Genomic DNA, 23485 nt, shown 5'->3' with positions numbered 1-23485 from the left:
TTCCGACATGCCCGATTTTGCTCAACTGCTGCAACAAGGCGGGGCCAACGCCTGGCTGTATTTCCCCAGTGCGGTTCTGCTCGGCGCTTTGCATGGCCTGGAACCGGGCCATTCGAAAACAATGATGGCGGCGTTCATCGTCGCCATTCGTGGCTCGGTCAAACAGGCCGTGCTGTTGGGCCTGGCCGCGACGTTGTCGCACACGGCGGTGGTCTGGCTGGTGGCGATTGGCGGAATGTACCTGGGCGCCGGGCTGGATGCGCAGACCACCGAGCCGTACTTTCAGCTGGCGTCTGCGGCGTTGATCATTGCGATTGCGCTATGGATGTTGTGGCGGACCTGGCGGGGTGAGCGGATGTTCAACGTTGCTCATGGGCATGATCATCATGACGGTCATGATCACAAGCATCACCATGGTCACACCGAATCGGAAGGTCTGGCGCTGGCAGTTGAAGGTTATCAGGACGCCCATGAGCGCGCGCATGCCGAGGATATTCGCAAGCGCTTTAGCCATCGCGAAGTGACAACGGGGCAGATTGTTGTATTCGGTTTGACCGGCGGTTTGATCCCCTGCCCCGCCGCGATCACCGTTCTGCTGCTGTGTTTGCAAGTCAAAGAGGTCGCGCTGGGCGGCATGCTGGTGTTGTGTTTCAGCATCGGCTTGGCGATCACTCTGGTGACCGTGGGAGCTGCGGCGGCGATTGGCGCCAGACAGGCGTCCAATCGTTGGCCGTGGTTGGGCACATTGGCGCGGAGGGCGCCGTATGTGTCTGGCGTTCTGATTATCGCGGTTGGGCTTTACGTCGGTTTCCACGGCTGGCTGGGCCTGACCGCATGAATCAACGCAGCAAATGCACCACCAACCCGATCAGCGCACAGCCCAGCAGGACCTGAATCACCCCGCGCTTGAAGCGAAACAGCGCAAGGGCCGCGGCAATGGCAATCAACGCCGACGGCCAGTCCAGGCTGGCGCTGAAGCCCTGCGGCCAGAGCACGTGATAACCGAAGAAACACGCCAGATTGAGAATCACCCCTACCACCGCAGCGGTGATCGCGGTCAGCGGGGCGGTGAATTTGAGTTCATCGTGCGTCGACTCCACCAGCGGGCCGCCGGCGAGGATGAACAGGAATGAGGGTAGAAAGGTGAACCAAGTGACCAGCGCGGCGGCAACCGCTCCGGCAAGAAACACCTGATCGGCACCGAACACCTGCGTCACATAAGCCCCGACAAAACCGACAAACGCCACCACCATGATCAGCGGCCCGGGCGTGGTTTCGCCCAGCGCCAGGCCGTCGATCATCTGCGTCGGCGTCAGCCAGCCGTAGTGGCCGACCGCACCTTGATAGACATAGGGCAACACCGCATAAGCTCCGCCAAAGGTAAGCAGCGCAGCTTTGGTGAAGAACCAGCTCATTTGCGTCAACGTGCCCTGCCAGCCGAACAGCGCGGTCAATACGCCCATCGGCAATGCCCAGAGCGCGGCGCCAATCACGGCGAGCATGGCCAGTTTCGTCCAGCTGAAACGGGCATGCGCCGGAGTTGGCGTGTCGTCGTCGATCAACGCCGCACCGAAAGACTTCTTCGCCGCGCTATGCCCGCCGGCCCTGAATTTCTCCGGCGCCAAGCGTCCGCCAAAATAGCCAATCACCGCCGCGCCCAGCACGATCAGCGGGAACGGCACATTGAACGCAAAAATCGCGGTAAACGACACTGCCGCAATCGCCCACAGCCAATTGTTCTTCAGCGCCCGCGAACCAATGCGATGCGCCGCCTGCACCACGATGGCCGTCACCGCAGGCTTGATCCCGTAAAACAGCCCGGCCACCACCGGCACTTCACCGAAGGCGATGTACAGCCACGACAGGAAAATCAGGATGAACAGCGAAGGCAACACGAACAAAGCCCCGGCCACAATGCCGCCCCAGCTTCGATGCATCAACCAGCCGATGTAGGTCGCCAACTGCTGCGCCTCCGGCCCCGGCAGCAACATGCAGTAGTTCAAGGCATGCAGAAAACGCCGCTCGGAAATCCAGCGTCGCCGCTCGACCAACTCCTGGTGCATGATCGAAATCTGCCCGGCCGGCCCGCCGAAACTGATAAAGCCCAGCTTCAACCAGAACCAGAAAGCCTCGCGCAGACTCACGGCCTGCGGCTTCACATCGTCATCCCCCGCCAACGGCTGAACTTCACTCATCGAGCTGTTCCTTTTATGCAGTCGGCAGGTTGTACCCGAAAAGCGTAACGAACAAAACGCCAGAAACGAAAAAGCCCCCGTAATCAGCAATGATTACGGGGGCTTCGTCTTGTTCAATAATGGCGGAGAGATAGGGATTCGTGGCCCTTACAATTGCAAAGGGCGAAGGGAGGTTCCGACCTCGTTTTCATCCCTTGGACGCAACCTTCTCTCTCACCTTCGGCGGCCGATTTTCAAAGCAAGTCCGATACAGTCATCCCCGTAATTCACTGACAGGGAGTCAATGATGGCAAAGCCAGCGGCACGCATCACCGATCCAACCAGTTGTCCAATCCCGGGGCACGGACCGAAAGCTATCGCGTGCGGATCTCCTGATGTGTATTTCGACGGTCTCGCAGCCGCTCGCAAAGATGACAAGTGTACCTGCGGAAGTGCGTTAGCCTCCGCAGTATCCTCCACAGTGTTTATTAATGGCCAGAATGCTGCGCTAGTCGGCACTGTCGGTAGCCACGGAGACGTCGTAATCGGTGGCTCGGGTACGGTCATCATTGGAAGCTCCCATACCCCTGCCCCCTTCATTCCGCCTACACCCATGGTCATTCATGGGAATTGGATCGGTTTTAAGATACCCGCGGAAGAAAGCTACGAAGGGCTCACCTGTACGGCACACTTTGACGATGGCTCTTCCATGCACGGCGTATTTGATGCAAACAATTCGGTCAAATTCTCCAACCCCACCGGAAAAACGTGCCACACCTTGGCATTCGCCCATCATGAGAATACCTGTACGACCCCAGGTATTGACGGACTGCTGAATGACATCTTTGGATAAGGATATTCTTGTGACGGAACCAAACCTGGTAACTGGAAGCTATATTGTCAAAAGTGAACATACGCTCGAGCGCTCCCCCTTGAGATGGCAGTCGCTGGCATGGAAGGGGCAGCCAGTCGTTTCGCAACTGATGCGATTAAGGATGAACGCGTCCGCGCAAACTACGAGCGCAATATTCGACGAATGTCCCAACAAATATTCGCCGACGTGAAAGCCGGCAATATCAGCGTTGAAGATGCGACCAAGTTCAGCAACGAGATGCGCAACAAAATCATGTTCGAACATCGCAAGATGACCTCCGCACAGGGTCTGGCCATCGCGGAAAAGAAGAAAAAAATGGTCGCACATACAACGAAATCCTAAATGAGAAATCCCAGGCTCAATTCAAAAAAACTACGACCAGCTTTCCAAGGCTCAACAGAAAGAGGTCTTGTACAGAGCTTTGGAACGATCGGACAGCGCTAATGCAAAGTTCACTGCTGGAACTAAAATCATGTCTGTCATGGGCAAGGTTGGAATTGTCCTGACAGCGGTATTAGCCACTTATCAGATACTGAATGCAGACGACAAGGCCAAGGAGACGGCTCGTCAAGCCACGATTCTGGGCGGAGGTGCGGCGGGTGGATTTCTGGCAGGTTTGGGGATCTCCGCTATTTGTGGGCCGGGAGCCCCGGCCTGCGCCATAGCAGTTGTTCTCATTGGAAGCATCGCCGGTGGCATTGCCGGCGGATTTGCCGCCGATACGTTCGACGCAGAGTTAGAGGAGCTGGCCCATTGGGACATATTCTGACTGATGCGGATCGAGCACGCATCCAGATCGCGCTGGCAGAAGCCTTTGTAGACAGCGCCGTTGACTATGGGTCCATTGCAGAGCGAATCCGAGGTTTTGATCCCGAGGTTGTTGAGCACATCCTGTACTCTGAGGTTGCCCCGGTGTGTTTCAGTAATCTTGAAACGCCCGTCCCGCCTGTTTGGAGTGGTTTCCAGGATGAGTGGTTATTAAACGAAATAGCCGAAGAACTCCAAGCACGGGAAACCAGTTGGCTACGACGCCGTTTACACGTGTTAAAGGTTGCATGGCTACGCTACAGCTATGGTTACATCTGGGAGGAACTTGCGAAATTTTCAAAATCTCAATAGCTCAATGCCACATAGTTCGCCTGGCGGATGACGGTGATGACACAGTGGAGAAAGCAATTGCTCTCTGTCCGAACCGTCACCGACGCACGCGTTTCGTTTGACTGACCGATGAGGCGAACCAGGGGCTTTGATAACAACGCAAAGAACACTCAATCGGCACACGTCCTAAATTTAACACCAAAACGAAAAAGCCCCCGTAATCAGCAATGATTACGGGGGCTTCGTCTTGTTCAATAATGGCGGAGAGATAGGGATTCGAACCCTAGGTACCGGTGAAGGTACAACGGATTTCGAATCCGTCCCATTCGGCCACTCTGGCATCTCTCCAACGGCGCGCATCATAACAACACTTTCGTTGGTTGCGAACCCCCCAAACGAAATTTTTTCCGTGCTATCAGATGCTTGCGTCGATTAAAGCGGTACGCCCAGACGAGCGGCGACTTCTTCGTAGGCTTCGATGACGTCACCGAGGCCCTGGCGGAAGCGGTCCTTGTCCATCTTCTTCTTGGTGTCCTTGTCCCACAGACGGCAGCCGTCCGGGCTGAACTCGTCGCCGAGGACGATGGAGCCGTCGCTGAACACGCCGAATTCAAGCTTGAAATCGACCAGCAGCAGGCCAGCGTCGTCGAACAGTTTGCTCAGGACTTCGTTGACCTTGAGCGACAGTTCTTTCATGCGCGCCAGTTGCTCGGCGGTGCCCCAACCGAATGCCACGACGTGGGATTCGTTGATGAACAGGTCGCCCTTGGCGTCGTCCTTCAAGAACAATTCGAAGGTGTACGGGTTGAGCTTCATGCCCTCTTCGACGCCGAGACGCTTGACCAGGCTGCCGGCGGCGTAGTTACGCACGACGCATTCGACCGGGATCATGTCGAGCTTCTTCACCAGGCATTCATTGTCGCCCAGCAGTTTGTCGAACTGGGTCGGCACGCCGGCCGCTTCGAGCTTTTGCATGATGAAGGCGTTGAACTTGTTGTTCACCATACCTTTGCGATCAAGCTGTTCGATGCGCTTGCCGTCGAACGCCGAAGTGTCGTTGCGAAACAGCAGGATCAAGCGGTCAGCGTCGTCGGTCTTATAAACCGATTTGGCTTTGCCGCGGTAGAGTTCTTCACGTTTTTCCATGATGGGCTCCGCTTGCTAAGTAGGTGGGCTAGGCGATGTGGCGCCAGTCGAGCCCTGAATCTTGATCGGCCAGTTGCAGCCAGTCCGGGTCGCACCCGAGGGTGTCGACAAAACATTGCCGGGCCAGCTGCGGCAGGTTGTTCTTGCTGCTCAGATGGGCCAGAACCAGGTGTTGCAAACCCTGCCAGCCCAACTCGGCCACCAGGAATGCCGCCTGATGGTTGTTCAGATGTCCGCGTTCGCCGCCCACCCGCTGCTTGAGAAAGTACGGGTAATGACCTCGGGCCAACATGTCGCGGCAATGGTTGGACTCGATCATCAATGCATCGAGGTCCCGATAGCCATCCAGCACCCGCTCGCAGAACGATCCCAGGTCGGTCAGCAGGCCGAAGCGCCGCTGTTCCTGATCGCTGAAGACATACTGGGTCGGCTCCTGCGCGTCATGGGCCACGGCAATGACCCCGACGTTCAGTGCGCCGATCTGCAATTGTTCGCCGCCGGCCAGAAAGCCTGCGGGTTCAAGCGGTTTGCGCATCCCGCGCAACGTGCCGCGACTGAGGTAGACCGGCAGATTGTAGCGCCGAGACAGCAAACCCACGCCATGCACGTGGTCGGCATGTTCGTGGGTCACAAGTATCGCGCTCAGTTGCGCCGGGTGCACACCCAGGCGCAACAGACGTCTTTCGGTTTCCCGCAGGGAAAAACCACAATCCACCAGCACATACGTATCAGCACTGGCGATCAGCGTGCCGTTCCCTTGGCTACCGCTGCCGAGAACGGCAAAACGCATATCGGATCAGCCCAGGTTGTCCTGAATCACGCTCAGCACTTTACGCGCGACATCGGCCGGCGCGACGGTGTTGATGTTCTTTTCGACGGTGACCTGGATGTTCTCGCCAACCTTGCTCAGGCGAACCTGATAGCGCTCGGCACGGGCTTCGACTTCTTCCTTGCTCGGCGCACTGCCAAACAGGCTGCTGAAGAAGCCAGGCTTGTCGTCTTTCTTCTCGGCTTTTTCGGCCAGGTTGATGTAGTACAGGCCCAGGCTGCGGTTGATGTCTTCAACGCGCCATTCGCCCTGTTCCAGCGCACGGCCGACGCTCGACCAGGCGCGGTCCAGATCGGTACCGACGTTCAACACCGGGTTGCCGCTACCGTCTTCGCTGAGGCTGACACGGCTCGGCGCATCGAAATCACGCGAGGCCAGCATCGACACCGAACCGCCCTTCTCGGAGGTGCGGCTCATGCTCGCGAGCATGTCGTCGACCAGCGCAGCGTCCAGGCCAGTGTTGACCGAACGGTTGGTAAAAGCCACGTCGGCAGTGCTGCCAGCAGGACGTTCGGCGCTGACCACGTAGATTTCACTGGTGTTGCGCTGCACGCCAGGCTCGATGCGCACGCGAACGCGGGTTTCGCTGTCGCTGGCGATACCGGCCGCACTCAGGCGCTTGGCCATCGACGCGGACAGCTCGTCGGAGTGCTGCCAGGTGGTGGTGAATTCACCGGTCTGCGGACGCTGTTCATCCAGACGGAAACCGTTGTCCTGGAAGAACTGCAGCGCCACTGGCCAGACTTCGGCCGGTGGATGCTGGGCCACGACCCAACGCGAATCACCGCTCTTCTGCAGCGAATAATCAGTGGCATCGGCAACCGCCGACAGCGGCTGAGGACGCGGAACAACGTATTCGCCCGTCGCGGTGTCATCGGCCACGTTGCGCGGGATCGGCAACAGCGGATCGAGACGCTTGGCAGTGCTTACATCCGGTGGCAATTGCATCGGTGCAGTCTGTTGCGCTTGCAGGTAATCGCTTCCACGGTCGCGGAAATAACCTTCCGGCCCCCAGACCCATCCGCAGCCACTGGTGCTGGAGATAATCAAGGCAAGTGCGGAAAGTCCGGCCATTCGCTTCATGCGTTGTACTTCCTCAATTAAACCAGGACGCTGCACTGGCGCAGGGCCGTGCGCAGCGTTTCATGACAAGGGGTGCTCAGCCAGGTCAGTGGCAGGCGGATGCCTTCGTGCATCAGGCCCATTTCGACCAAAGCCCACTTCACCGGAATCGGGTTGGCTTCGATGAACAGGTCCTTGTGCAGCGGCATCAGTTTTTCGTTGATTGCCCGTGCGGTATCGGCGTCGCCCTTGAGCGCGGCCTCGCACAGGTCAGCCATTTCGCGCGGGGCGACGTTGGCGGTGACCGAGATGTTGCCTTTGCCGCCCAGCAGGATCAGCTCGACAGCGGTCGGATCGTCGCCGGACAGCACGATGAAATCCTTGCTCACACCGTCGATGATCGCTTTGGCGCGCTTGAGGTCGCCGGTGGCTTCCTTGATGCCGATGATGTTCGGGACGGTGGACAGGCGAATCACGGTCTCGGCCTGCATGTCGCAGGAGGTGCGGCCGGGAACGTTGTAGAGAATCTGCGGAATGTCGACCGCTTCAGCGATGTGCTTGAAGTGCTGGTACAGACCTTCCTGGGTCGGCTTGTTGTAATAAGGAACCACCAGCAGGCAGGCATCGGCGCCGGCGGCCTTGGCGTTGCGGGTCAGCTCGACGGCTTCACGGGTCGAATTGGCGCCGGTGCCGGCGATGACCGGAATGCGCCCGGCAACCTGTTTGACCACGGCTTTGATGACGGCGATGTGCTCTTCTACATCAAGGGTGGCCGACTCGCCGGTTGTACCGACGGCGACAATGGCATGGGTGCCGTTCTTGAGGTGGAAGTCCACGAGTTTGCTGAGGCTGTCCCAGTCAAGACGCCCTTGTGCATCCATGGGAGTGACCAGTGCCACCATACTGCCCGCAATCATGAAACCGCTCCTGCCGGAAAAAGAGAGCGGTAATGGTACTGGCGCCAAGATGCTTGCACAAGCGAAGTACTGCGCCGCCGCCATTCCCCTTGGCGCCGCTTTTCGCTACCCTTCAGACTTTGATCGGTACAGATCAGCTTGTACGCCGGGTTTCAGCCTCCCCTTTCGGCCTCCCAGGCCCCGTTCCTGCGTCGCATCGACGCGCTCCCGCACAGTGGAGCGAGCCGCGAACGCTGGCCGGGTCTCTTTATACGGCCGCCAGAACAGGCACCCCGGCCACCAATGCCGTCAACCTACCGACCGCTCATCGCTTTAGGAATGCTGCATGTCCACCCCCACAGTTCGCGAACAATTCCTTGTCATCAGTGCCCTCGGCGCCAACCCCATGGAGCTGACCAACGTCCTGTGCCGCGCCAGCCATGAAAACCGCTGCGCCGTCGTCACCTCTCGCCTGACCCGCCACGGCGAGTGCAGCGCCCTGGTGCTGGAAATTTCCGGCAGCTGGGACGCCCTCGCGCGCCTCGAAGGCAGCCTGCCATTGCTGGCCAAGCGTCATGCGTTCACTGTCAACGTGGTACGCAGCGCGGCTCTGGAAAATCGCCCACAGGCGCTGCCTTACGTGGCTTACGTCAGCTCGGCGTATCGCCCGGACATCATCAATGAGCTGTGCCAGTTCTTCATGGACCACAACGTCGAACTGGAAAACCTCACCTGCGACACCTATCAGGCGCCACAGACCGGCGGCACCATGCTCAACGCCACGTTCACCGTGACCCTGCCGGCCGGTACCCAGATCAGTTGGCTGCGCGATCAGTTCCTCGACTTCGCCGACGCGATGAACCTGGATGCGCTGATCGAGCCTTGGCGCCCACAAAACCCAATGTAAGGAAGCTTTCATGGCCGTTGTCATCGACCAACCGGTTGCGGATTTCACCGCGCCTGCGACCAGCGGGCAGACCGTCAGCCTGTCCGGACTCAAGGGCAAGCAAGTGGTGATCTATTTCTACCCGAAGGACAGCACCCCGGGCTGCACCACTCAGGGTCAGGGCTTTCGCGATCAATATGCGGCGTTCAAGGCTGCCAACACTGAAGTCTTTGGCATTTCCCGCGACAGTTTGAAGTCGCACGAAAACTTCAAAGGCAAACAGGAATTTCCCTTCGAATTGATCAGTGACAAGGACGAAACGGTTTGCCAGTTGTTCGACGTGATCAAGTTGAAGAAGCTGTATGGCAAGGAATACCTGGGCGTTGATCGCAGCACGTTCCTGATTGATAAGAACGGTGTGCTGCGTCAGGAATGGCGTGGCGTGAAAGTGTCGGGGCATGTTGATGCCGTGCTGGCGGCGGCTGAGACCCTGAACAAAGCCTAAGATCAAAAGACCGCAGCCTTCGGCAGCCCCTACAGGGGGAAAGCATTCCAAATGTAGGAGCTACCGAAGGCTCGGGCCGCGATCGGACGATCTTTGCTTTTAAAGCAACGGCGCCACCACCGGCTCCTTGCGCGGCCAAGCATCCAGCACTGCCTTGAACAGCGTCGCCAGCGGGATCGCGAAGAACACACCCCAGAATCCCCACAATCCGCCAAACAACAGCACCGCGCAGATGATTGCCACCGGATGCAGATTCACTGCTTCCGAAAACAGCAAGGGCACCAGCACGTTGCCGTCCAGCGTCTGAATGATTCCGTAGACCGCCATCAGATAAATGAACTGATCGCTCCAGCCCCACTGGAACAGTGCAATCAGCAGCACCGGCACGGTCACCACCACCGCACCGACATACGGCACCACCACCGACAAGCCGACCAGCAACGCTAGCAGCGCCGCATAGTTCAGGCCCAGCGCGATGAAGGCGATGTAGGTCACGCCGCCGCAAATCACGATCTCGATGCCTTTGCCACGAATGTAATTGGCGATCTGCCGGTTCATTTCCTGGGCGACGCGGGTGATCAGCGCGCGCTCGCGAGGCAGATAACCGCGCACCCACTCGCCGATCATCGCCCGATCCTTGAGGAAGAAGAACACCAGAATCGGCACCAGCACCAGGTAGATCATGATGTTCACCAGCAGCGGCAAACTCGACAGCGAAAAGGTCAGTGCCCACTGGCCAAACTTGCCAATCTCGCCCCGCGCCGCTTCGATCGCCTGCAAGACTTGCTCGTCAGACACCAGATGCGGATAGCGCTCGGGCAATAGAAGCAGCAGCGATTGCCACTTGGCGAGCATGCCCGGCAGTTCGTTGAACAGCGTGATCAACTGATGCCAGAGCAATGGCAGCACCACGACGATAAACAGCATCAGCGCGCCCATGAACAGCGCAAAGACAAGGCCCACCGCCACGCCACCGGGTACACGCAGCCGCTCAAGCGTCACCACCAGGCCTTGCATCAGATACGCCAGCACCATTCCCGCCAGCACCGGCGCAAGCATGCCGCCGAGAGTCAGCACGGCGGTGAAGGCGAGAAACAGCAGCACCGCCAGCACCACGGCTTCTTCATCGGAGAAGTAGCGCTGAATCCAGTCGCGTAACACTTTGAACATCAATATTCCCTTCGATCGTTAACGCGCTCGCGTCAGGCTTTTTTCAACCAGTAACGGTAGACGCCAGCCTCGTCCTCTTCACGCAACAGTGCATGACCGGCCAGTTTGGCAAAGGTGCGGAAGTCCCGCTGCGAACCGGCATCCGTGGCGATGACCTTGAGCACGGCGCCGCTCTGCAGTTTATTGAGTTCCATTTTCGCCTTGAGCAACGGCAACGGACAGTTCAGGCCGCTGGCGTCCAGTTCCACGTCATGGGCTACAGCGTCAGTCATTGCGTCACTCCGGTTCGGGTTGTCGAGCTGCCTAGAATATCTGGTCGCGGCTTCGGTGTCCGGCTACAGTAAGGTCTTTGTCCTCCAAGGCTTTGTGCATGACTTTTTGCGCCCTACCCTGCTGACGCTCGCTTGCCTGCTCGCCTCACCAGGCTTTGCCGACGATCTGCCGTCACTCGGCGACGCCAGTTCTGCCATTGTCTCGCCGCAACAGGAATACCAGCTCGGCCGTGCCTGGCTGGCCATGCTGCGCAGTCAGGTGTCCCAGCTCAACGATCCGCAGCTCAAGGATTACGTCGAATCCAGCGTCTACAAGCTGGTGGAGACCAGCCAGGTCTCCGACCGACGCCTGGAATTCATTCTGATCAACAGCCCGCAACTCAACGCCTTCGCTGCACCGGGCGGCGTGGTCGGGGTCAACGGCGGTCTGTTCCTCAACGCCCAGACCGAAGGTGAATACGCCTCGGTGCTCGCTCACGAACTGGCGCACTTGTCGCAACGTCACTTTGCTCGCGGCGTCGAAGCGTCACAAAGAATGCAGGTGCCGATGATGGCCGCTTTGCTGGCGGGTATCGTCATCGCGGCGGCAGGTGGCGGTGATGCCGGCATCGCCACCATCGCCGGCACCCAGGCTGCGGCGTTGCAGGAACAACGGCGCTTCTCGCGGCAGAACGAACAGGAAGCGGACCGTATCGGCATTCTCAATCTGGAAAAGGCCGGCTACGACCCGCGTTCGATGCCGACCATGTTCGAACGACTGATGCGCCAGTATCGCTTCGACGCCAAGCCGCCGGAATTCCTCCTGACGCACCCGGTCACCGAATCGCGTATCGCTGACACTCGCAACCGCGCCGAGCAGGCGAAACCGGGCGGCATTGAAGACAGCATGCGTTATCAGTTGATTCGTGCGCGCGTGCAGTTGATCTATGAGGAAACCCCGGGACTGGGCGCCAAGCGTTTCCGCGCCCTGCTCGATGAGAATCCGAAAAACGATGTGGCGCGTTACGGCTTGGCCATCGCGCAAATCAAGGGCGGCCAGCTCAACGAAGCCCGCGAGAACCTCAAGCAGCTATTGGCCAAGTCGCCGAACGAAATCATTTACAACCTCGCTCAGGTCGATCTGGACATCACCAACAATCGCCTGCCGGATGCGCAATCGCGGGTCGATCGCATGCTCACTCAATACCCCGGCAATTACCCGCTGAATCAGGTGCGCGTCGATCTGCTGCTGAAACAGAATCGCGCCGCCGATGCCGAGAAGGCGCTAGACAGTTTGCTCAAGACCCGCCCGGATGATCCGGACGTCTGGTATCAGGTTGCCGAAACTCGCGGCCTGTCGGGCAACATTATTGGCCTGCATCAGGCGCGCGCTGAGTACTTTGCGCTGGTCGGCGATTACCGCCAGGCCATTCAGCAACTGGACTTCGCCAAGCGCAAGGCCGGCAACAACTTCCCGCTGTCCTCGCGCATCGACGCCCGCCAGCGCGAGCTGATGGAGCAGGAGCGCATGGTCAAGGACATGATGGGCTGAGTTTCCCCGCAAGGTAGAAGCTGCAGACACAAAAAAACCGCCTCTTTCGAGGCGGTTTCTTTTTACCTTGTAGCTGGTTTATTCAGCCAGTTTGAAGGTGATGAAGCTGGCACGGCCCTGACGCAGCACGCGCATCGACACCGAACGGTTCTTCGGCAACGCCTTGGCGATGTCGGTGAACTCCTTGGCCGAGCCGATGGCCTGGTTGTTCAGGTGGGTGATCACGTCACCCGGTTGGAGACCGATCAGGGCCGCAGGACCGTCCTGCACTTCCTTGATCACCACACCGCCTTTGAGGTCGTAGGTTTTCTTCTGCTCGGCGGTCAATTCGCCGACTGCAACGCCGAGACGATTGCTGCTGCTTTCAGCGCCGGATTTCGGCAACGCGTCCAGCTCTTTGTCTTCGTCCGGGATTGCGCCGACGGTCAACTCGACGTTTTTGCGCTTGCCTTCACGAATCACTTCCAGATTGGCTTTGGCGCCAGCCTTCAACGCACCGACCAGATGCGGCAGGTCTGCGGACATGACGATCGGCTGACCGTTCATGCTCAGGATCACGTCGCCAACCTGCAGGCCGCCCTTGGCCGCGGGGCCGTCATCCTGAATCTGTGCAACGAGGGCGCCGGCCGGCTTGTCCAGACCGAACGACTCGGCCAGATCCTTGTTCACTTCCTGAATGACCACGCCCAGCCAGCCGCGGCTGACTTTGCCACCGCTTTTGAGCTGATTGGAAACGTCCATCGCCACGTCGATCGGGATGGCGAACGACACGCCCATGAAACCACCGGAGCGGGTGTAGATCTGCGAGTTGATGCCGACCACTTCACCGTTCAGGTTGAATAGCGGACCACCGGAGTTGCCCGGGTTGATCGGCACGTCGGTCTGAATGAACGGTACATAGTTTTCGTTCGGCAGGCTGCGGCCCACGGCGCTGACGATGCCTTGGGTCACAGTGTGGTCGAAGCCAAATGGCGAACCGATCGCGACGACCCACTGGCCAGCCTTTAGGTCCTGGGATTTGCCGAGCTTGAGCACCGGCAGATCCTTGCCTTCGATTTTCAGCAAGGCCACGTCCGAACGTGGATCGGTGCCGACCAGCTTGGCTTTCATCTCACTGCGGTCAGCCAGACGGACGAGGATTTCGTCGGCATCGGCGATCACGTGGTTGTTGGTAAGGATGTAGCCATCCGGCGAAATGATGAATCCCGAACCCAGCGATTGCGCTTCGCGCTGGCGGCCGTCGCCACGCGGCGAGCGCTGCTGAGGCGGCATGCCGCGCTCGAAGAATTCGCGCAGCATCGGTGGCAGGCCTTCCAGATCCGGCATCTGCTGATTCACGCGACGGTCCGGCAGTTTCTGCGTGGTACTGATGTTCACCACCGCGGGCGACGCTTGTTCGACCAACTGGGTGAAATCAGGCAGATCGGCCGCTTGCGCAGCAGGCACCGCCTGACCGAGCAACAGCACGGTGGCGAAGATGGAAAGGTAAGACTTCAAACTTGGTATCGACATACAGCTCCCGTTACGACGAGCAGGGTTAAGCGATATGGAGCAAAGGAACACCGGAAACCACAGACCGGCATTTTTGTTCCGGGAACAACAAACAAGGCCAGAGCCGTGAGGCTCTGACCTATAAAAAATTTTCAGGGGTTTTGCAAATGAAAATGCTCAGCAAACATTTCGACGTCTCGACGACGAAGTGGAAATGACTGAAATCAGCTCACTGCTTGCTGGTCGCAGCGCCATCGTTGTTACGCATCGATAGAGCGATTCGTTCGGCGGTGCCAATCGGGATTTCGCCGACAACCGTGACCATCATTTCGCCTTGCGGCGTGGTCAGGCGACGGGATACCGCGACGGTGGGGCCCAACTGAGTGCGGGTGTCAGCGACGGTTGCGCCATTCAACGGTTCAAGGAACACCGAGAAACGCGCCAGACCATCGTCATACATCAGGCTGCTGACTTGGGTCTTGGTTTGCGCATCTTTGTGCGAACTGCTGCTGGTCAGCTCAAAGCCTGGCGGCAGCCAGTCCGAACGCCAGTTTTGCACGGTCTTGGCTGCAGAAGCCTTGTCGCTTGCGATGTTGATCGGCTTGCAATCGGCGTCTGCCAACAAGTCCTTGTCCGACGGGGTCTCATCAGTGTCGAGGCTGGTGAACTGGAAACGCTCAAGCAACTGCCCTTTGTCGTTCAACAGCAACGACTTGAGCGGCAGCCCGGTCTTCTTGTCCAGATGCAGCTCGAAACCGTAGCGGTGCTGATCACGAGGCGTGAGTGACACGATCACGGCATCGCGACCGGCCACACGCGACTTGCCAATGACGGCAAGGTCATACCAATTCTTCAGCTTTTTGGGATCCAGCGCACGGGCGGCAGCGTTGGGTGAATCACCCAATCCCGCAATCAGGGTGCCGCTGACGCATTGAGTACGCCCATCAATGCGCACGACTTCCTGAGCCGAGCCGTCGAGCTGCAATAACCGCTCGCGGACTTGGCCATTCTGGACGCGATGCCAGATGTTGTGCGTGGAAAAACTGCCGTTGCGCTCGTAAACGAAAGTGCCGTGGAAGCTTTGCTGCTGCTCGGCCTGGCCCAGACGGGTCAACCAGTCCTGGGCCTCGTCAGCGTGGGCTGGAACAATGAACCAGCCACTGAGCAGAAGCGAAAGTAGAGGGATGGCGCGCATGATCCTCCTTAACGGTTTTCCAGGCTTGCGGCACGTGCGTATGGCAGCGCGCTTTCAGTTCCCTTGAGTGCAGCCTGCTGAGCGTGCTGGCGCAGGTAGCCTGGCAGACGCTGATCATGCCAGCCTGGCTGACCTTGCAGAACGCCATTGGCCATCGGGCCAGTCGCTTCCGAGCTTTCGCTGTAACCCGCCAGAACTGCCGGACCCTTGACCTGTGGAGTGGCCAGAGTAGGCTGATTCGACTGCTGGGCCAGCTCAACACCAGCGATTTCGTCCTGGTTGTACAGGCGAACACCGGCCAGAACGGCCACGGTTACCGAAGCGGCAACAGCGAGGCGACCCAGGTTACGCCATGGGCTGCGGGATACTTTGGCCGGAGCCGTTTCGTCTTCCAGCGCAGCAGATACTGCCGCAGCGATATCCAGACGCGGAAGCAGCAGATCCTTGTGCATGGCTGCCCGAGCGATCTGGTAACGAGCCCAGGTCTCACGGGTATCAACATCATCCAGTGCGCTGAGCACTCGACGCAATTCCAGTTCGTCCGCTTCGTTATCCATCACTGCGGACAGCGATTCCTGCAGGGCTTCACGACTCATGGCGTTCCTCTCTTGGCTGTCGCCGCTGTCTCAGTTTTCCTGCAACAACGGTTGCAGGGCTTTGTCGATGGCCTCCCGAGCGCGGAAAATCCGGGAGCGCACGGTACCCACCGGACACTGCATGACGCTCGCAATGTCCTCGTAACTCAGACCATCGAATTCACGTAAAGTTAAAGCCGTACGCAAATCCTCTGGCAGTTGCTGAATGGTTCGATGGACAGTGCCTTCGATCTCATCCCGCAGCAATGCGCGTTCCGGTGATTCGAGATCCTTGAGGCCGTGATCGCCATCGTAGAACTCCGCATCCTCTGAACTTACATCGCTATCCGGCGGCCTACGGCCGCGAGGAAACCAGGTAGTTCTTTGCCGTGTTAATGGCAATACGATACAGCCACGTATAAAACGCACTGTCACCGCGGAAATTTCCAAGTGCCCGATACGCCTTGATAAAGGCTTCCTGAGCAACGTCCTGGGCTTCATGGGTGTCGTGCACAAAACGCACGATCAACCCGAGAATTTTGTGCTGATATTTCAGCACCAGCAGATCGAAAGCTCGCTTGTCGCCACGCTGAACGCGTTCGACCAGCTGCTGATCCTCTTCCTGGGTTAGCATGAACACTCCTCGATAAGCCCGGAGGAGACTTGCATTACTAAACGACCAGACTTGCAAACATAGACTCGGGCTTTTCGCAAAAGTTCTCCCCCTCCAAGCAAGTTTCCTGCGAGCTCTGATTTGGCACGCACGAAAAACGCAGCGCGGGATAAACCGGCTGCGCGAATAATCTTGTTATCGGTTTCGCCGGCAGGAATCCAAACGCAGATTCCGCACTGAAGCCGACACTGTCCGTGGTTTCTGGCACCGTCTATTGATCTTGGCCCTTTGGCAAAAGTTCCAATTATTTATAGCCGTACCCACCTGAGATTGCGCAACCGTGGGCGGAAAAGTCTGTTTCAGCGCCGATACAGGTGTCTTTTCCCACACCTGTGAAAAAATCTTCCGACGAAGCACAGCCCTTTTCACCGCGCAGTAGTCTCACAATGCCATCTGGGCCCGGCTATTGTGCCGCCCAACCCCTCTATATACTAGTGGGCTGTGTGGCTGTCTTGACTCGCCGATCCAGCTGTCTTGCGCCAACCCCGACCCGGGTCGCTTTGAGCGGAATCCTGAAATGAGCCAACAGTTCCAACACGATGTTCTGGTAATTGGCAGCGGTGCTGCCGGTTTGAGTCTCGCGTTGACCTTGCCCGGTCATCTGCGCATTGCCGTATTGAGCAAAGGCGATCTCTCCAACGGTTCGACCTTCTGGGCCCAGGGTGGCGTGGCCGCAGTGCTCGACGATACCGACACTGTCGAATCCCATGTCGACGACACCCTCAATGCGGGCGGCGGCTTGTGCCATGAAGACGCCGTACGCTTTACCGTCGAGCACAGCCGCGAAGCCATCCAATGGCTGATCGACCAGGGCGTGCCGTTCACCCGCGACGAACAGTCCGGCACTGAAGACGGTGGTTTCGAATTTCACCTGACCCGCGAAGGCGGCCACAGCCATCGGCGGATCATCCATGCTGCCGACGCCACCGGCGCTGCGATCTTCAAGACCTTGCTGGCCCAGGCCAAAGAGCGCGCGAACATCGAACTGCTGGAACAGCGCGTTGCCGTCGATCTGATCACCGAACGCCGCTTGGGCATGGAAGGCGATCGTTGTCTCGGCGCCTACGTACTGAATCGTGCCACCGGGGAAGTCGATACCTACGGCGCACGTTTCGTGATTCTGGCATCGGGCGGCGCGGCCAAGGTCTACCTTTATACGAGCAACCCTGACGGCGCCTGCGGTGACGGCATCGCCATGGCCTGGCGCTCCGGCTGCCGGGTGGCGAACCTGGAATTTAATCAGTTCCACCCGACCTGCCTGTATCACCCGCAAGCCAAAAGCTTCCTGATCACCGAAGCCCTGCGTGGCGAAGGCGCGCATCTGAAGCTGCCCAATGGCCAGCGCTTCATGTATCGCTTCGACAAACGTGCCGAACTGGCGCCTCGTGACATCGTCGCGCGGGCCATTGACCATGAAATGAAGCGTCTGGGTGTCGACTGCGTGTATCTCGACATCAGTCACAAGCCCGAAGCGTTCGTGAAAAGCCACTTCCCGACTGTTTATGAGCGCTGCTTGGGCTTCGGCATCGACATCACCAGACAACCGATCCCGGTAGTCCCTGCGGCGCACTACACCTGTGGCGGCGTGATGGTTGATCAACATGGGCGCACCGATGTGCCCGGCCTCTACGCCATCGGCGAAACCAGTTTTACCGGCCTGCACGGCGCCAACCGCATGGCCAGCAACTCGCTATTGGAATGCTTCGTTTACGCCCGTTCGGCGGCGGCGGACATTTTCGCGCAGCTGGATGATATCGCGGCGCCGAGCGCCCTGCCCGTCTGGGACGCCAGCCAGGTCACCGACTCGGATGAAGATGTGATCATCGCGCACAACTGGGACGAGCTGCGCCGATTCATGTGGGACTACGTCGGCATCGTGCGCACCAACAAGCGTCTGCAACGGGCGCAGCACCGGGTGCGTCTGTTGCTGGATGAGATCGATGAGTTTTACAGCAACTATAAAGTCAGCCGTGACCTGATCGAGCTGCGCAACCTGGCACAAGTTGCCGAATTGATGATCAGCTCAGCCATGGAACGCAAGGAAAGCCGCGGGCTGCATTACACCCTCGACTATCCGGATATGCTGCCCGAAGCGCTCGACACTATTCTGGTGCCGCCCACCTACGCCGGCTGAACTTGAGCCGCACTCGCAGGCGTCGGTGCAGATCCGCCGCCTGCGAGTCACGCGGCACGCAGATCGACCTGACCCGCCACTCTCCGCGCAGGCGAAAGCGCAGCACCACGATCAATGGCAGCGCCAGACTGTCCGGGCGCAATTGCACTGCTTGCCAGCCATCAGCCTGATTCCAGACCTGCCAGCCATCGCCGTCGCGCCGCAACCCGCAAAATGCTTTCGGATGACTCAGCAAAATCTGCCGTGGCAGCACCCAAAAACCATGCAGCGCACAGACGCAAGCGCCGAGCAGACTGGCCCAGAGTGGAATCGACAGCAGAAACAACGAGCCCATGGCGAACGCCTGGGCCAGCAGATACGCCGCCAGCAACTGCCGTGAGGCATGCCAGCGGCATTCGAACGTATTACTTGGGCTGGACACGATCCAAAATCATCCGGACCATGCGTTGCAGCTCCGGATCTTCCGACTCGCTGCGCTCCATGAACCAGCCGAACATGTCCTGATCCTCACAGGTCAGCAAGCGCACGTACAGATCGCGATCCACTTGATTCAACGTCGCGTAAACCTCCTGCACGAACGGCACCAGCAGCACGTCAAGCTCAAGCATGCCGCGACGGCTGTGCCAAAAGAGGCGATTCAGTTCAACTTGTTCGACCATGGAGCCCTCCTCGAATTTGCCGGGCAGTATACAGGCCCGACGCGGGCCGCACAGTCGGCTTTGGTCGGGCACTCCTGATCCTTTATCAACTACCCATTTCAACCCTGCCCCCTTATGATGTGCCCCAGTCTATTTACCCTGCGATGACCCATGGCCGATTCTGCTTTTTTCTGCACCCTGTCTCATGAAGGCGTACTCGCGGTTCGCGGTGCGGACGCCGGAAAATTCCTGCAAGGCCAGTTGACCTGCAATATCAATTACCTGAGTGACACCCGCGCCAGCCTTGGCGCCCGCTGCACGCAAAAAGGCCGAATGCAGTCGAGCTTTCGCATCCTGCTGGAAGGCGACGGTGTGGTGATGGCGATGACCAGCGAGCTGCTCGAGCCGCAACTGGCCGACCTGAAAAAGTACGCGGTGTTTTCCAAATCGCAACTGACCGATGAAAGCGCCGCCTGGGTGCGCTTCGGTCTGGGGCATGGCGACGCAGCCCTGACGAGCCTCGGTCTGGCACTGCCCGCCGAAACCGACAGCGTTGTGCGCCATGAGGGCCTGATCGCAATCCGCGTCTCGCCCGAGCGCGCCGAACTCTGGGTGCCTGCCGCTCAGGCGCCAGACATTCAAAGCCAACTGTCCGCCACGCTGGCTGAGGGCGAACTGAATCAATGGCTGCTGGGCCAGATCCGCGCCGGTATCGGTCAGGTCATGCCTTCCACTCGCGAATTGTTCATCCCGCAGATGCTCAATCTGCAGGCGGTCGGCGGCGTGAGTTTCAAGAAGGGCTGCTACACCGGTCAGGAAATCGTTGCGCGCATGCAGTACCTGGGCAAGCTCAAGCGTCGTCTGTACCGCTTGCGCCTCGACGCGACTGAATTGCCAGAGCCCGGCACTCAACTGTTCGCACCCAGCCACAACAGTTCGATCGGCGAAGTGGTGCTGGCCGCCAATGCCGAGGGAAACATTGAACTCCTGGCCGTGTTGCAGGCCGAAGCTGCCGAAGCCGGTGATTTGCGTCTGGGCGCCCTCGAAGGCCCCGCGTTGCACGTGCTCGACCTGCCTTACGAACTGGATCGCGACCGCGAAATCCAGCGCTGATCGCAGCATTGTTGCAAGACCCTAGAGAGTCCAAATGAGCGAACTGGCGGAAAAGGTCCAACAGGATTTGGTTGCGGCCATCGATAACGATGACCTGGTTCTGCCAACGTTGCCGGAAGTGGCCTTGCAAATTCGCAAGGCCGCCGAGGATCCGGAAATCAGCGTCAGCGATCTGAGCAAAGTCATCGGCCGCGACGCCGCGCTGTCGGCGCGCCTGATCAAAGTGGTCAACAGTCCGCTGCTGCGCGCCGCGCAGGAAGTCACCGACCTGCACACCGCCATTACCCGTTTGGGCATCAACTACAGCAGCAACCTGGCGATCGGTTTGGTCATGGAGCAGATCTTCAACGCCCGCTCCGAAGTGGTTGAGCAGAAGATGCGCGAAGTCTGGCGCAGCAGTCTCGAGATCGCCGGCGTCAGCTATGCACTGTGTCGTCGTCATACCCAGCTCAAGCCTGATCAAGCAGCACTCGGCGGGTTGGTGCATCAGATTGGCGTGTTGCCGATTCTGACTTACGCCGAAGACCACAACGAGTTGCTCTCGGATGCGGTCAGCCTGACCCATGTGATCGAGCAGATTCATCCAGTGCTGGGCGAGAAGTTACTGCGGGTCTGGGAGTTTCCCGAGCGTCTGGTGCAACTGCCGTTGCTCTATGAGGATTTCGAACGCGACTCGGCCCGCATCGATTACGTGGACGTGGTGCAAGTGGCGAATCTGTATTGCCGCAAGGGCACCGACCATCCCTTTGCGCGGATTGATCCGCTGAGTGTGCCGGCGTTCAGAAAACTGGGGATTGATCCGGAGAACAAGCAATTTTGCGCGGATCTGGAAGAATCGCGGTCGATGTTCTACTGACCTGTGGTGAGGGGATTTATCCCCGTTGGGTTGCGAAGCGACCCTAGACTCTGCGATCCGAACCGCGACTGCTGCGCAGCCGAGCGGGGATAAATCCCCTCGCCACAAGATTACTACCCGGGGAAAATCCCCTTGCCACAAAAGTACTACCCGGCAATAAAGCTGACCCGCACCTTCAACCCCGCCTGCTCGCCATCATGCAGGGTAATCTGCGCCAGATGCGCACGGCAGATCTCGCCGACAATCGCCAGTCCCAGGCCTGAACCGGCGACCTGCTGATTACGCCGGTAAAATCGCTCGAACACCCGATCACGCTCGTGCAGCGGAATCCCCGGCCCGTCGTCCTCAACCTCAAGCACCGCCGGCGCCGTGACCCGCAAAATCACATTGCCGCCCGGCGGCGTATGCGCCAGCGCGTTGTCGACCAGATTGCTCAGCAGTTCATTGAGCAGGGTCGGTTCGCCACGCAACCACACTGGCTCGTCCGCCTCCAATGCCAACGCTACGCCACGCTTGTGCGCCAACGGCGCCATGGCCATGCCCAGTTCACGGGCCAACTGACTCAGATCGAGCAACTGCGCGCCGCCCTCGGCAATCGCCCGTGCACCGTTTTCGACGCGGGCCAGCGACAGCAGCTGATTGGCCAGGTGCGTCAGGCGATCGGTGCTTTGTGCCGACGATTCAAGGGTGGTGCGCCAGGTTTCCGGCTCGTTCGAGCGCAGGCCCAGTTCCAGCCGCGCCTTCAGTGCCGCCAGCGGTGTGCGCAATTCGTGAGCGGCATCGGCGATGAACTGCGCCTGCCGTTCGAACTGGCCGCGCAGGCGCTCGGTGAAATGGTTGAGTGCGCGCACCAATGGCCCGAGTTCATGCTGCACTTCCACCAGCGGCAGTGGCCGCAAGTCGTCGGGCTGGCGCTCTTCCACTGCGGTGCGCAAGCGTTCCAGCGGGCGCAGCGCCGCACTCACCGCGAACCACACCAGCAACAACGCGCCCACGGCCAGCATGCCCAGACGCAGCAGAGTATCCGCCGCCAGACTGCGCGCCATGCTGACCCGCGCTTCGTCGGTTTCGGCCACGCGGATTTCCGCCATGCCGTTCATGTTCGGCTCGCTCACGGCTTTGAGCAGGCTGACCACGCGTACGTTCTGGCCGTTGTACTTCGCATTATAAAAACGTGCCAGCGCCGGATAGCTGTCGGTGCGTGGCGTGCCGGGCGGCGGTCCGGGCAGATTTTCGTAGCCGGAAATCAGCTTCTGGTGAATGTCGTTGACCTGGTAATAGATGCGCCCGGCGCTGTCATAGGCGAAAGTATCCAGCGCCACATAAGGCACGTCGGCGCTGAGGCTGCCATCGCGCTGCGACAATCCCGCCGCAATAGTCCGTGCCGAGGCCAGCAGCGTGCGGTCATAGGCGGTGTCGGCAGCTTCGCGACCGTTCCAGTAAGCACTCAAGCCACTGGCGAGCATCAGCACCACCAACAACCATCCCAGGTTCCACAGCAAGCGCCAGCGCAGGCTGCTGGGCTTATGCATCGCGGCTTTCCAGCAGATAGCCGAGGCCACGGAAGGTCACGATGGCCACGGGCTGGCCATCGAGTTTCTTGCGCAAGCGGTGCACGTAGATTTCGATGGCGTCGGGGCTGGCTTCTTCGTCGAGGCCGAACACCTGCGCGGCCAGTTGTTCTTTGCTCATCACTCGCCCCGGCCGCGCAATCAATGCTTCGAGGACGGCTTGCTCGCGCGAGGTCAGGGTCAGCAGTTCTTCGCCGAGGGTGAAGCGACGCGTATCGAGGTCGTAAGCCAGTACGCCACAGCGCTGCTGACGCTCGCCTCCCAGGACACTGCGGCGCAACAGGGCTTTGACCCGTGCCTCCAGCTCGGTGAGTTCGAACGGTTTGGCCAGGTAATCGTCAGCGCCAAGGTTGAGGCCATGCACGCGATCTTTCACATCGCTGCGCGCGGTCAGCATCAACACTGGCAGGTTCTTGCCGCGAGCGCGCAGCCGCGCGAGCACCTCGAAACCGTCCATGCGCGGCAGGCCGACATCGAGAATCGCCACGGCGTATTCCTCACTGCTCAATGCCAGGTCGGCGGCCACGCCATCGTGCAACACGTCCACCGTCAGACCGGTGCTCTTGAGCGCCTGAGCCACGCTTTCGGCCAGTTGCAAATGGTCTTCGACGAGCAGGACACGCATGGATTTGTACCTCGTTCAGGGTTGGCCGACGCCGCGCTTTGCCGCGGAGTTTACAGCCGCAACCGCCGCTGTGAAGCCCGAAAACCGTGAAAGACAACTGAAAGGTTGCTGAAAGGTTAGCCGGTTAGAGTCGGCTCACGGACAGTTTCGACTGTCGCGCTGCTGCCACAC

Annotated in this window: 23 protein-coding genes, 1 tRNA gene and 2 pseudogenes; 10 read left to right on the top strand and 16 right to left on the bottom strand. The window is 59.3% G+C overall.

Features of this window, described 5'->3' with window-relative positions; all coding sequences use genetic code 11:
* Positions 1–7: 7 nt before the first annotated feature.
* The gene (locus ACZZZ4_RS15670; protein ID WP_463537715.1) at positions 8–838 is read left to right on the top strand and encodes a nickel/cobalt efflux transporter; all 831 of its coding nucleotides are present in this window, start codon (positions 8–10) and stop codon (positions 836–838) included.
* Between the two features lies 1 nt (position 839).
* On the opposite strand, the gene chrA is transcribed toward ACZZZ4_RS15670, so the two are convergent.
* A complete protein-coding gene (chrA, locus tag ACZZZ4_RS15665) occupies positions 840–2195 on the bottom strand; it encodes a chromate efflux transporter (RefSeq protein WP_463548182.1) in 1356 nt (451 codons plus the stop codon).
* A gap of 286 nt (positions 2196–2481) precedes the next feature.
* Between chrA and ACZZZ4_RS15660 the strand changes: the two genes are divergently transcribed.
* From ACZZZ4_RS15660 to ACZZZ4_RS15650, 3 genes and pseudogenes are all read left to right on the top strand, one after another.
* Positions 2482–3027, top strand: coding sequence for a PAAR domain-containing protein (locus ACZZZ4_RS15660; protein WP_463548181.1), 546 nt, complete (start codon positions 2482–2484; stop codon positions 3025–3027).
* A gap of 10 nt (positions 3028–3037) precedes the next feature.
* A pseudogene (locus tag ACZZZ4_RS15655) lies at positions 3038–3817 on the top strand (hypothetical protein).
* Positions 3802–4167, top strand: coding sequence for a DUF7079 family protein (locus ACZZZ4_RS15650; protein WP_415763394.1), 366 nt, complete (start codon positions 3802–3804; stop codon positions 4165–4167). The pseudogene ACZZZ4_RS15655 and the gene ACZZZ4_RS15650 overlap by 16 nt, the downstream one beginning before the upstream one ends.
* A 237-nt stretch (positions 4168–4404) precedes the next feature.
* Here ACZZZ4_RS15650 and ACZZZ4_RS15645 read toward each other — a convergent pair.
* The 5 genes from ACZZZ4_RS15645 to dapA all read right to left on the bottom strand — a co-directional run bounded on the left by ACZZZ4_RS15645 (position 4405) and on the right by dapA (position 8100).
* A tRNA-Ser gene (locus tag ACZZZ4_RS15645) sits at positions 4405–4494 on the bottom strand.
* Positions 4495–4578: 84 nt separating this feature from the next.
* The gene (gene purC / locus ACZZZ4_RS15640; RefSeq protein ID WP_463548180.1) at positions 4579–5292 is read right to left on the bottom strand and encodes a phosphoribosylaminoimidazolesuccinocarboxamide synthase; all 714 of its coding nucleotides are present in this window, start codon (positions 5290–5292) and stop codon (positions 4579–4581) included.
* 28 nt (positions 5293–5320) lie between these two features.
* Positions 5321–6082 carry an MBL fold metallo-hydrolase gene (locus ACZZZ4_RS15635; protein ID WP_024012002.1) on the bottom strand — a complete coding sequence of 254 codons (762 nt, stop codon included), beginning with the start codon at positions 6080–6082 and terminating at the stop codon, positions 5321–5323.
* Positions 6083–6088: 6 nt separating this feature from the next.
* Complete coding sequence (gene bamC, locus ACZZZ4_RS15630) at positions 6089–7204, bottom strand: outer membrane protein assembly factor BamC (RefSeq protein ID WP_186568329.1); 1116 nt, start codon at positions 7202–7204, stop codon at positions 6089–6091.
* 17 nt (positions 7205–7221) lie between these two features.
* Positions 7222–8100 (bottom strand): 4-hydroxy-tetrahydrodipicolinate synthase, encoded by an 879-nt coding sequence (dapA, locus tag ACZZZ4_RS15625; RefSeq protein ID WP_129998904.1) that lies wholly within the window; start codon positions 8098–8100, stop codon positions 7222–7224.
* Between the two features lie 325 nt (positions 8101–8425).
* Here dapA and ACZZZ4_RS15620 point away from each other — a divergent pair, with 325 nt between their 5' ends.
* Together ACZZZ4_RS15620 and ACZZZ4_RS15615 are read left to right on the top strand one after the other, a co-directional pair.
* On the top strand, positions 8426–8986 hold the full coding sequence (locus tag ACZZZ4_RS15620; protein WP_039760908.1) for a glycine cleavage system transcriptional repressor: 561 nt from the start codon (positions 8426–8428) through the stop codon (positions 8984–8986).
* A 10-nt stretch (positions 8987–8996) separates the two neighbouring features.
* Complete coding sequence (locus ACZZZ4_RS15615) at positions 8997–9470, top strand: peroxiredoxin (protein ID WP_463548179.1); 474 nt, start codon at positions 8997–8999, stop codon at positions 9468–9470.
* 99 nt (positions 9471–9569) lie between these two features.
* Here ACZZZ4_RS15615 and ACZZZ4_RS15610 read toward each other — a convergent pair whose 3' ends face one another.
* Positions 9570–10640 carry an AI-2E family transporter gene (locus tag ACZZZ4_RS15610; RefSeq protein WP_016771268.1) on the bottom strand — a complete coding sequence of 357 codons (1071 nt, stop codon included), beginning with the start codon at positions 10638–10640 and terminating at the stop codon, positions 9570–9572.
* A 32-nt stretch (positions 10641–10672) separates the two neighbouring features.
* The gene (locus tag ACZZZ4_RS15605; protein WP_016771269.1) at positions 10673–10912 is read right to left on the bottom strand and encodes a sulfurtransferase TusA family protein; all 240 of its coding nucleotides are present in this window, start codon (positions 10910–10912) and stop codon (positions 10673–10675) included.
* Between the two features lie 94 nt (positions 10913–11006).
* Here ACZZZ4_RS15605 and ACZZZ4_RS15600 point away from each other — a divergent pair, with 94 nt between their 5' ends.
* Positions 11007–12443 carry a M48 family metalloprotease gene (locus tag ACZZZ4_RS15600; protein WP_463549281.1) on the top strand — a complete coding sequence of 479 codons (1437 nt, stop codon included), beginning with the start codon at positions 11007–11009 and terminating at the stop codon, positions 12441–12443.
* 78 nt (positions 12444–12521) lie between these two features.
* Here ACZZZ4_RS15600 and ACZZZ4_RS15595 read toward each other — a convergent pair whose 3' ends face one another.
* From ACZZZ4_RS15595 to rpoE, 4 genes and pseudogenes are all read right to left on the bottom strand, one after another.
* Positions 12522–13955, bottom strand: a complete 1434-nt coding sequence (locus tag ACZZZ4_RS15595) for a DegQ family serine endoprotease (RefSeq protein WP_039760902.1) — start codon at positions 13953–13955, stop codon at positions 12522–12524.
* 208 nt (positions 13956–14163) lie between these two features.
* Positions 14164–15129 carry a MucB/RseB C-terminal domain-containing protein gene (locus tag ACZZZ4_RS15590; RefSeq protein WP_463548178.1) on the bottom strand — a complete coding sequence of 322 codons (966 nt, stop codon included), beginning with the start codon at positions 15127–15129 and terminating at the stop codon, positions 14164–14166.
* Between the two features lie 8 nt (positions 15130–15137).
* Positions 15138–15725, bottom strand: a complete 588-nt coding sequence (locus ACZZZ4_RS15585) for a sigma-E factor negative regulatory protein (RefSeq protein ID WP_008077804.1) — start codon at positions 15723–15725, stop codon at positions 15138–15140.
* Between the two features lie 30 nt (positions 15726–15755).
* Positions 15756–16338 (bottom strand): annotated as a pseudogene (gene rpoE, locus ACZZZ4_RS15580) (RNA polymerase sigma factor RpoE).
* Positions 16339–16894: 556 nt separating this feature from the next.
* Here rpoE and nadB point away from each other — a divergent pair.
* A complete protein-coding gene (nadB, locus tag ACZZZ4_RS15575) occupies positions 16895–18511 on the top strand; it encodes an L-aspartate oxidase (protein WP_463548177.1) in 1617 nt (538 codons plus the stop codon).
* On the opposite strand, the gene ACZZZ4_RS15570 is transcribed toward nadB, so the two are convergent.
* Together ACZZZ4_RS15570 and ACZZZ4_RS15565 are read right to left on the bottom strand one after the other, a co-directional pair.
* On the bottom strand, positions 18480–18932 hold the full coding sequence (locus ACZZZ4_RS15570; RefSeq protein WP_463548176.1) for a protein YgfX: 453 nt from the start codon (positions 18930–18932) through the stop codon (positions 18480–18482). The genes nadB and ACZZZ4_RS15570 overlap by 32 nt on opposite strands.
* Complete coding sequence (locus ACZZZ4_RS15565) at positions 18916–19170, bottom strand: FAD assembly factor SdhE (RefSeq protein ID WP_007911418.1); 255 nt, start codon at positions 19168–19170, stop codon at positions 18916–18918. The genes ACZZZ4_RS15570 and ACZZZ4_RS15565 overlap by 17 nt, the downstream gene beginning before the upstream one ends.
* A gap of 150 nt (positions 19171–19320) precedes the next feature.
* Between ACZZZ4_RS15565 and ygfZ the strand changes: the two genes are divergently transcribed.
* Both ygfZ and ACZZZ4_RS15555 read left to right on the top strand, forming a co-directional pair.
* Positions 19321–20262, top strand: a complete 942-nt coding sequence (gene ygfZ, locus ACZZZ4_RS15560) for a CAF17-like 4Fe-4S cluster assembly/insertion protein YgfZ (RefSeq protein ID WP_463548175.1) — start codon at positions 19321–19323, stop codon at positions 20260–20262.
* A 34-nt stretch (positions 20263–20296) separates the two neighbouring features.
* The gene (locus ACZZZ4_RS15555) at positions 20297–21118 is read left to right on the top strand and encodes an HDOD domain-containing protein (protein ID WP_039760890.1); all 822 of its coding nucleotides are present in this window, start codon (positions 20297–20299) and stop codon (positions 21116–21118) included.
* Positions 21119–21264: 146 nt separating this feature from the next.
* On the opposite strand, the gene ACZZZ4_RS15550 is transcribed toward ACZZZ4_RS15555, so the two are convergent.
* Both ACZZZ4_RS15550 and ACZZZ4_RS15545 read right to left on the bottom strand, forming a co-directional pair.
* Entirely contained in the window at positions 21265–22650 is a 1386-nt protein-coding gene (locus tag ACZZZ4_RS15550; RefSeq protein ID WP_039760888.1) for a sensor histidine kinase, read from the bottom strand.
* On the bottom strand, positions 22643–23314 hold the full coding sequence (locus ACZZZ4_RS15545) for a response regulator (protein WP_007898613.1): 672 nt from the start codon (positions 23312–23314) through the stop codon (positions 22643–22645). Before ACZZZ4_RS15545 ends, ACZZZ4_RS15550 begins: the two co-directional genes overlap by 8 nt.
* Positions 23315–23485 lie beyond the last annotated feature (171 nt).

Source organism: Pseudomonas sp. AC252 (assembly GCF_979258105.1).
The sequence above is the reverse complement of the archived record's forward strand: the minus strand, read 5'-3'. Positions and strand labels throughout refer to the sequence as shown.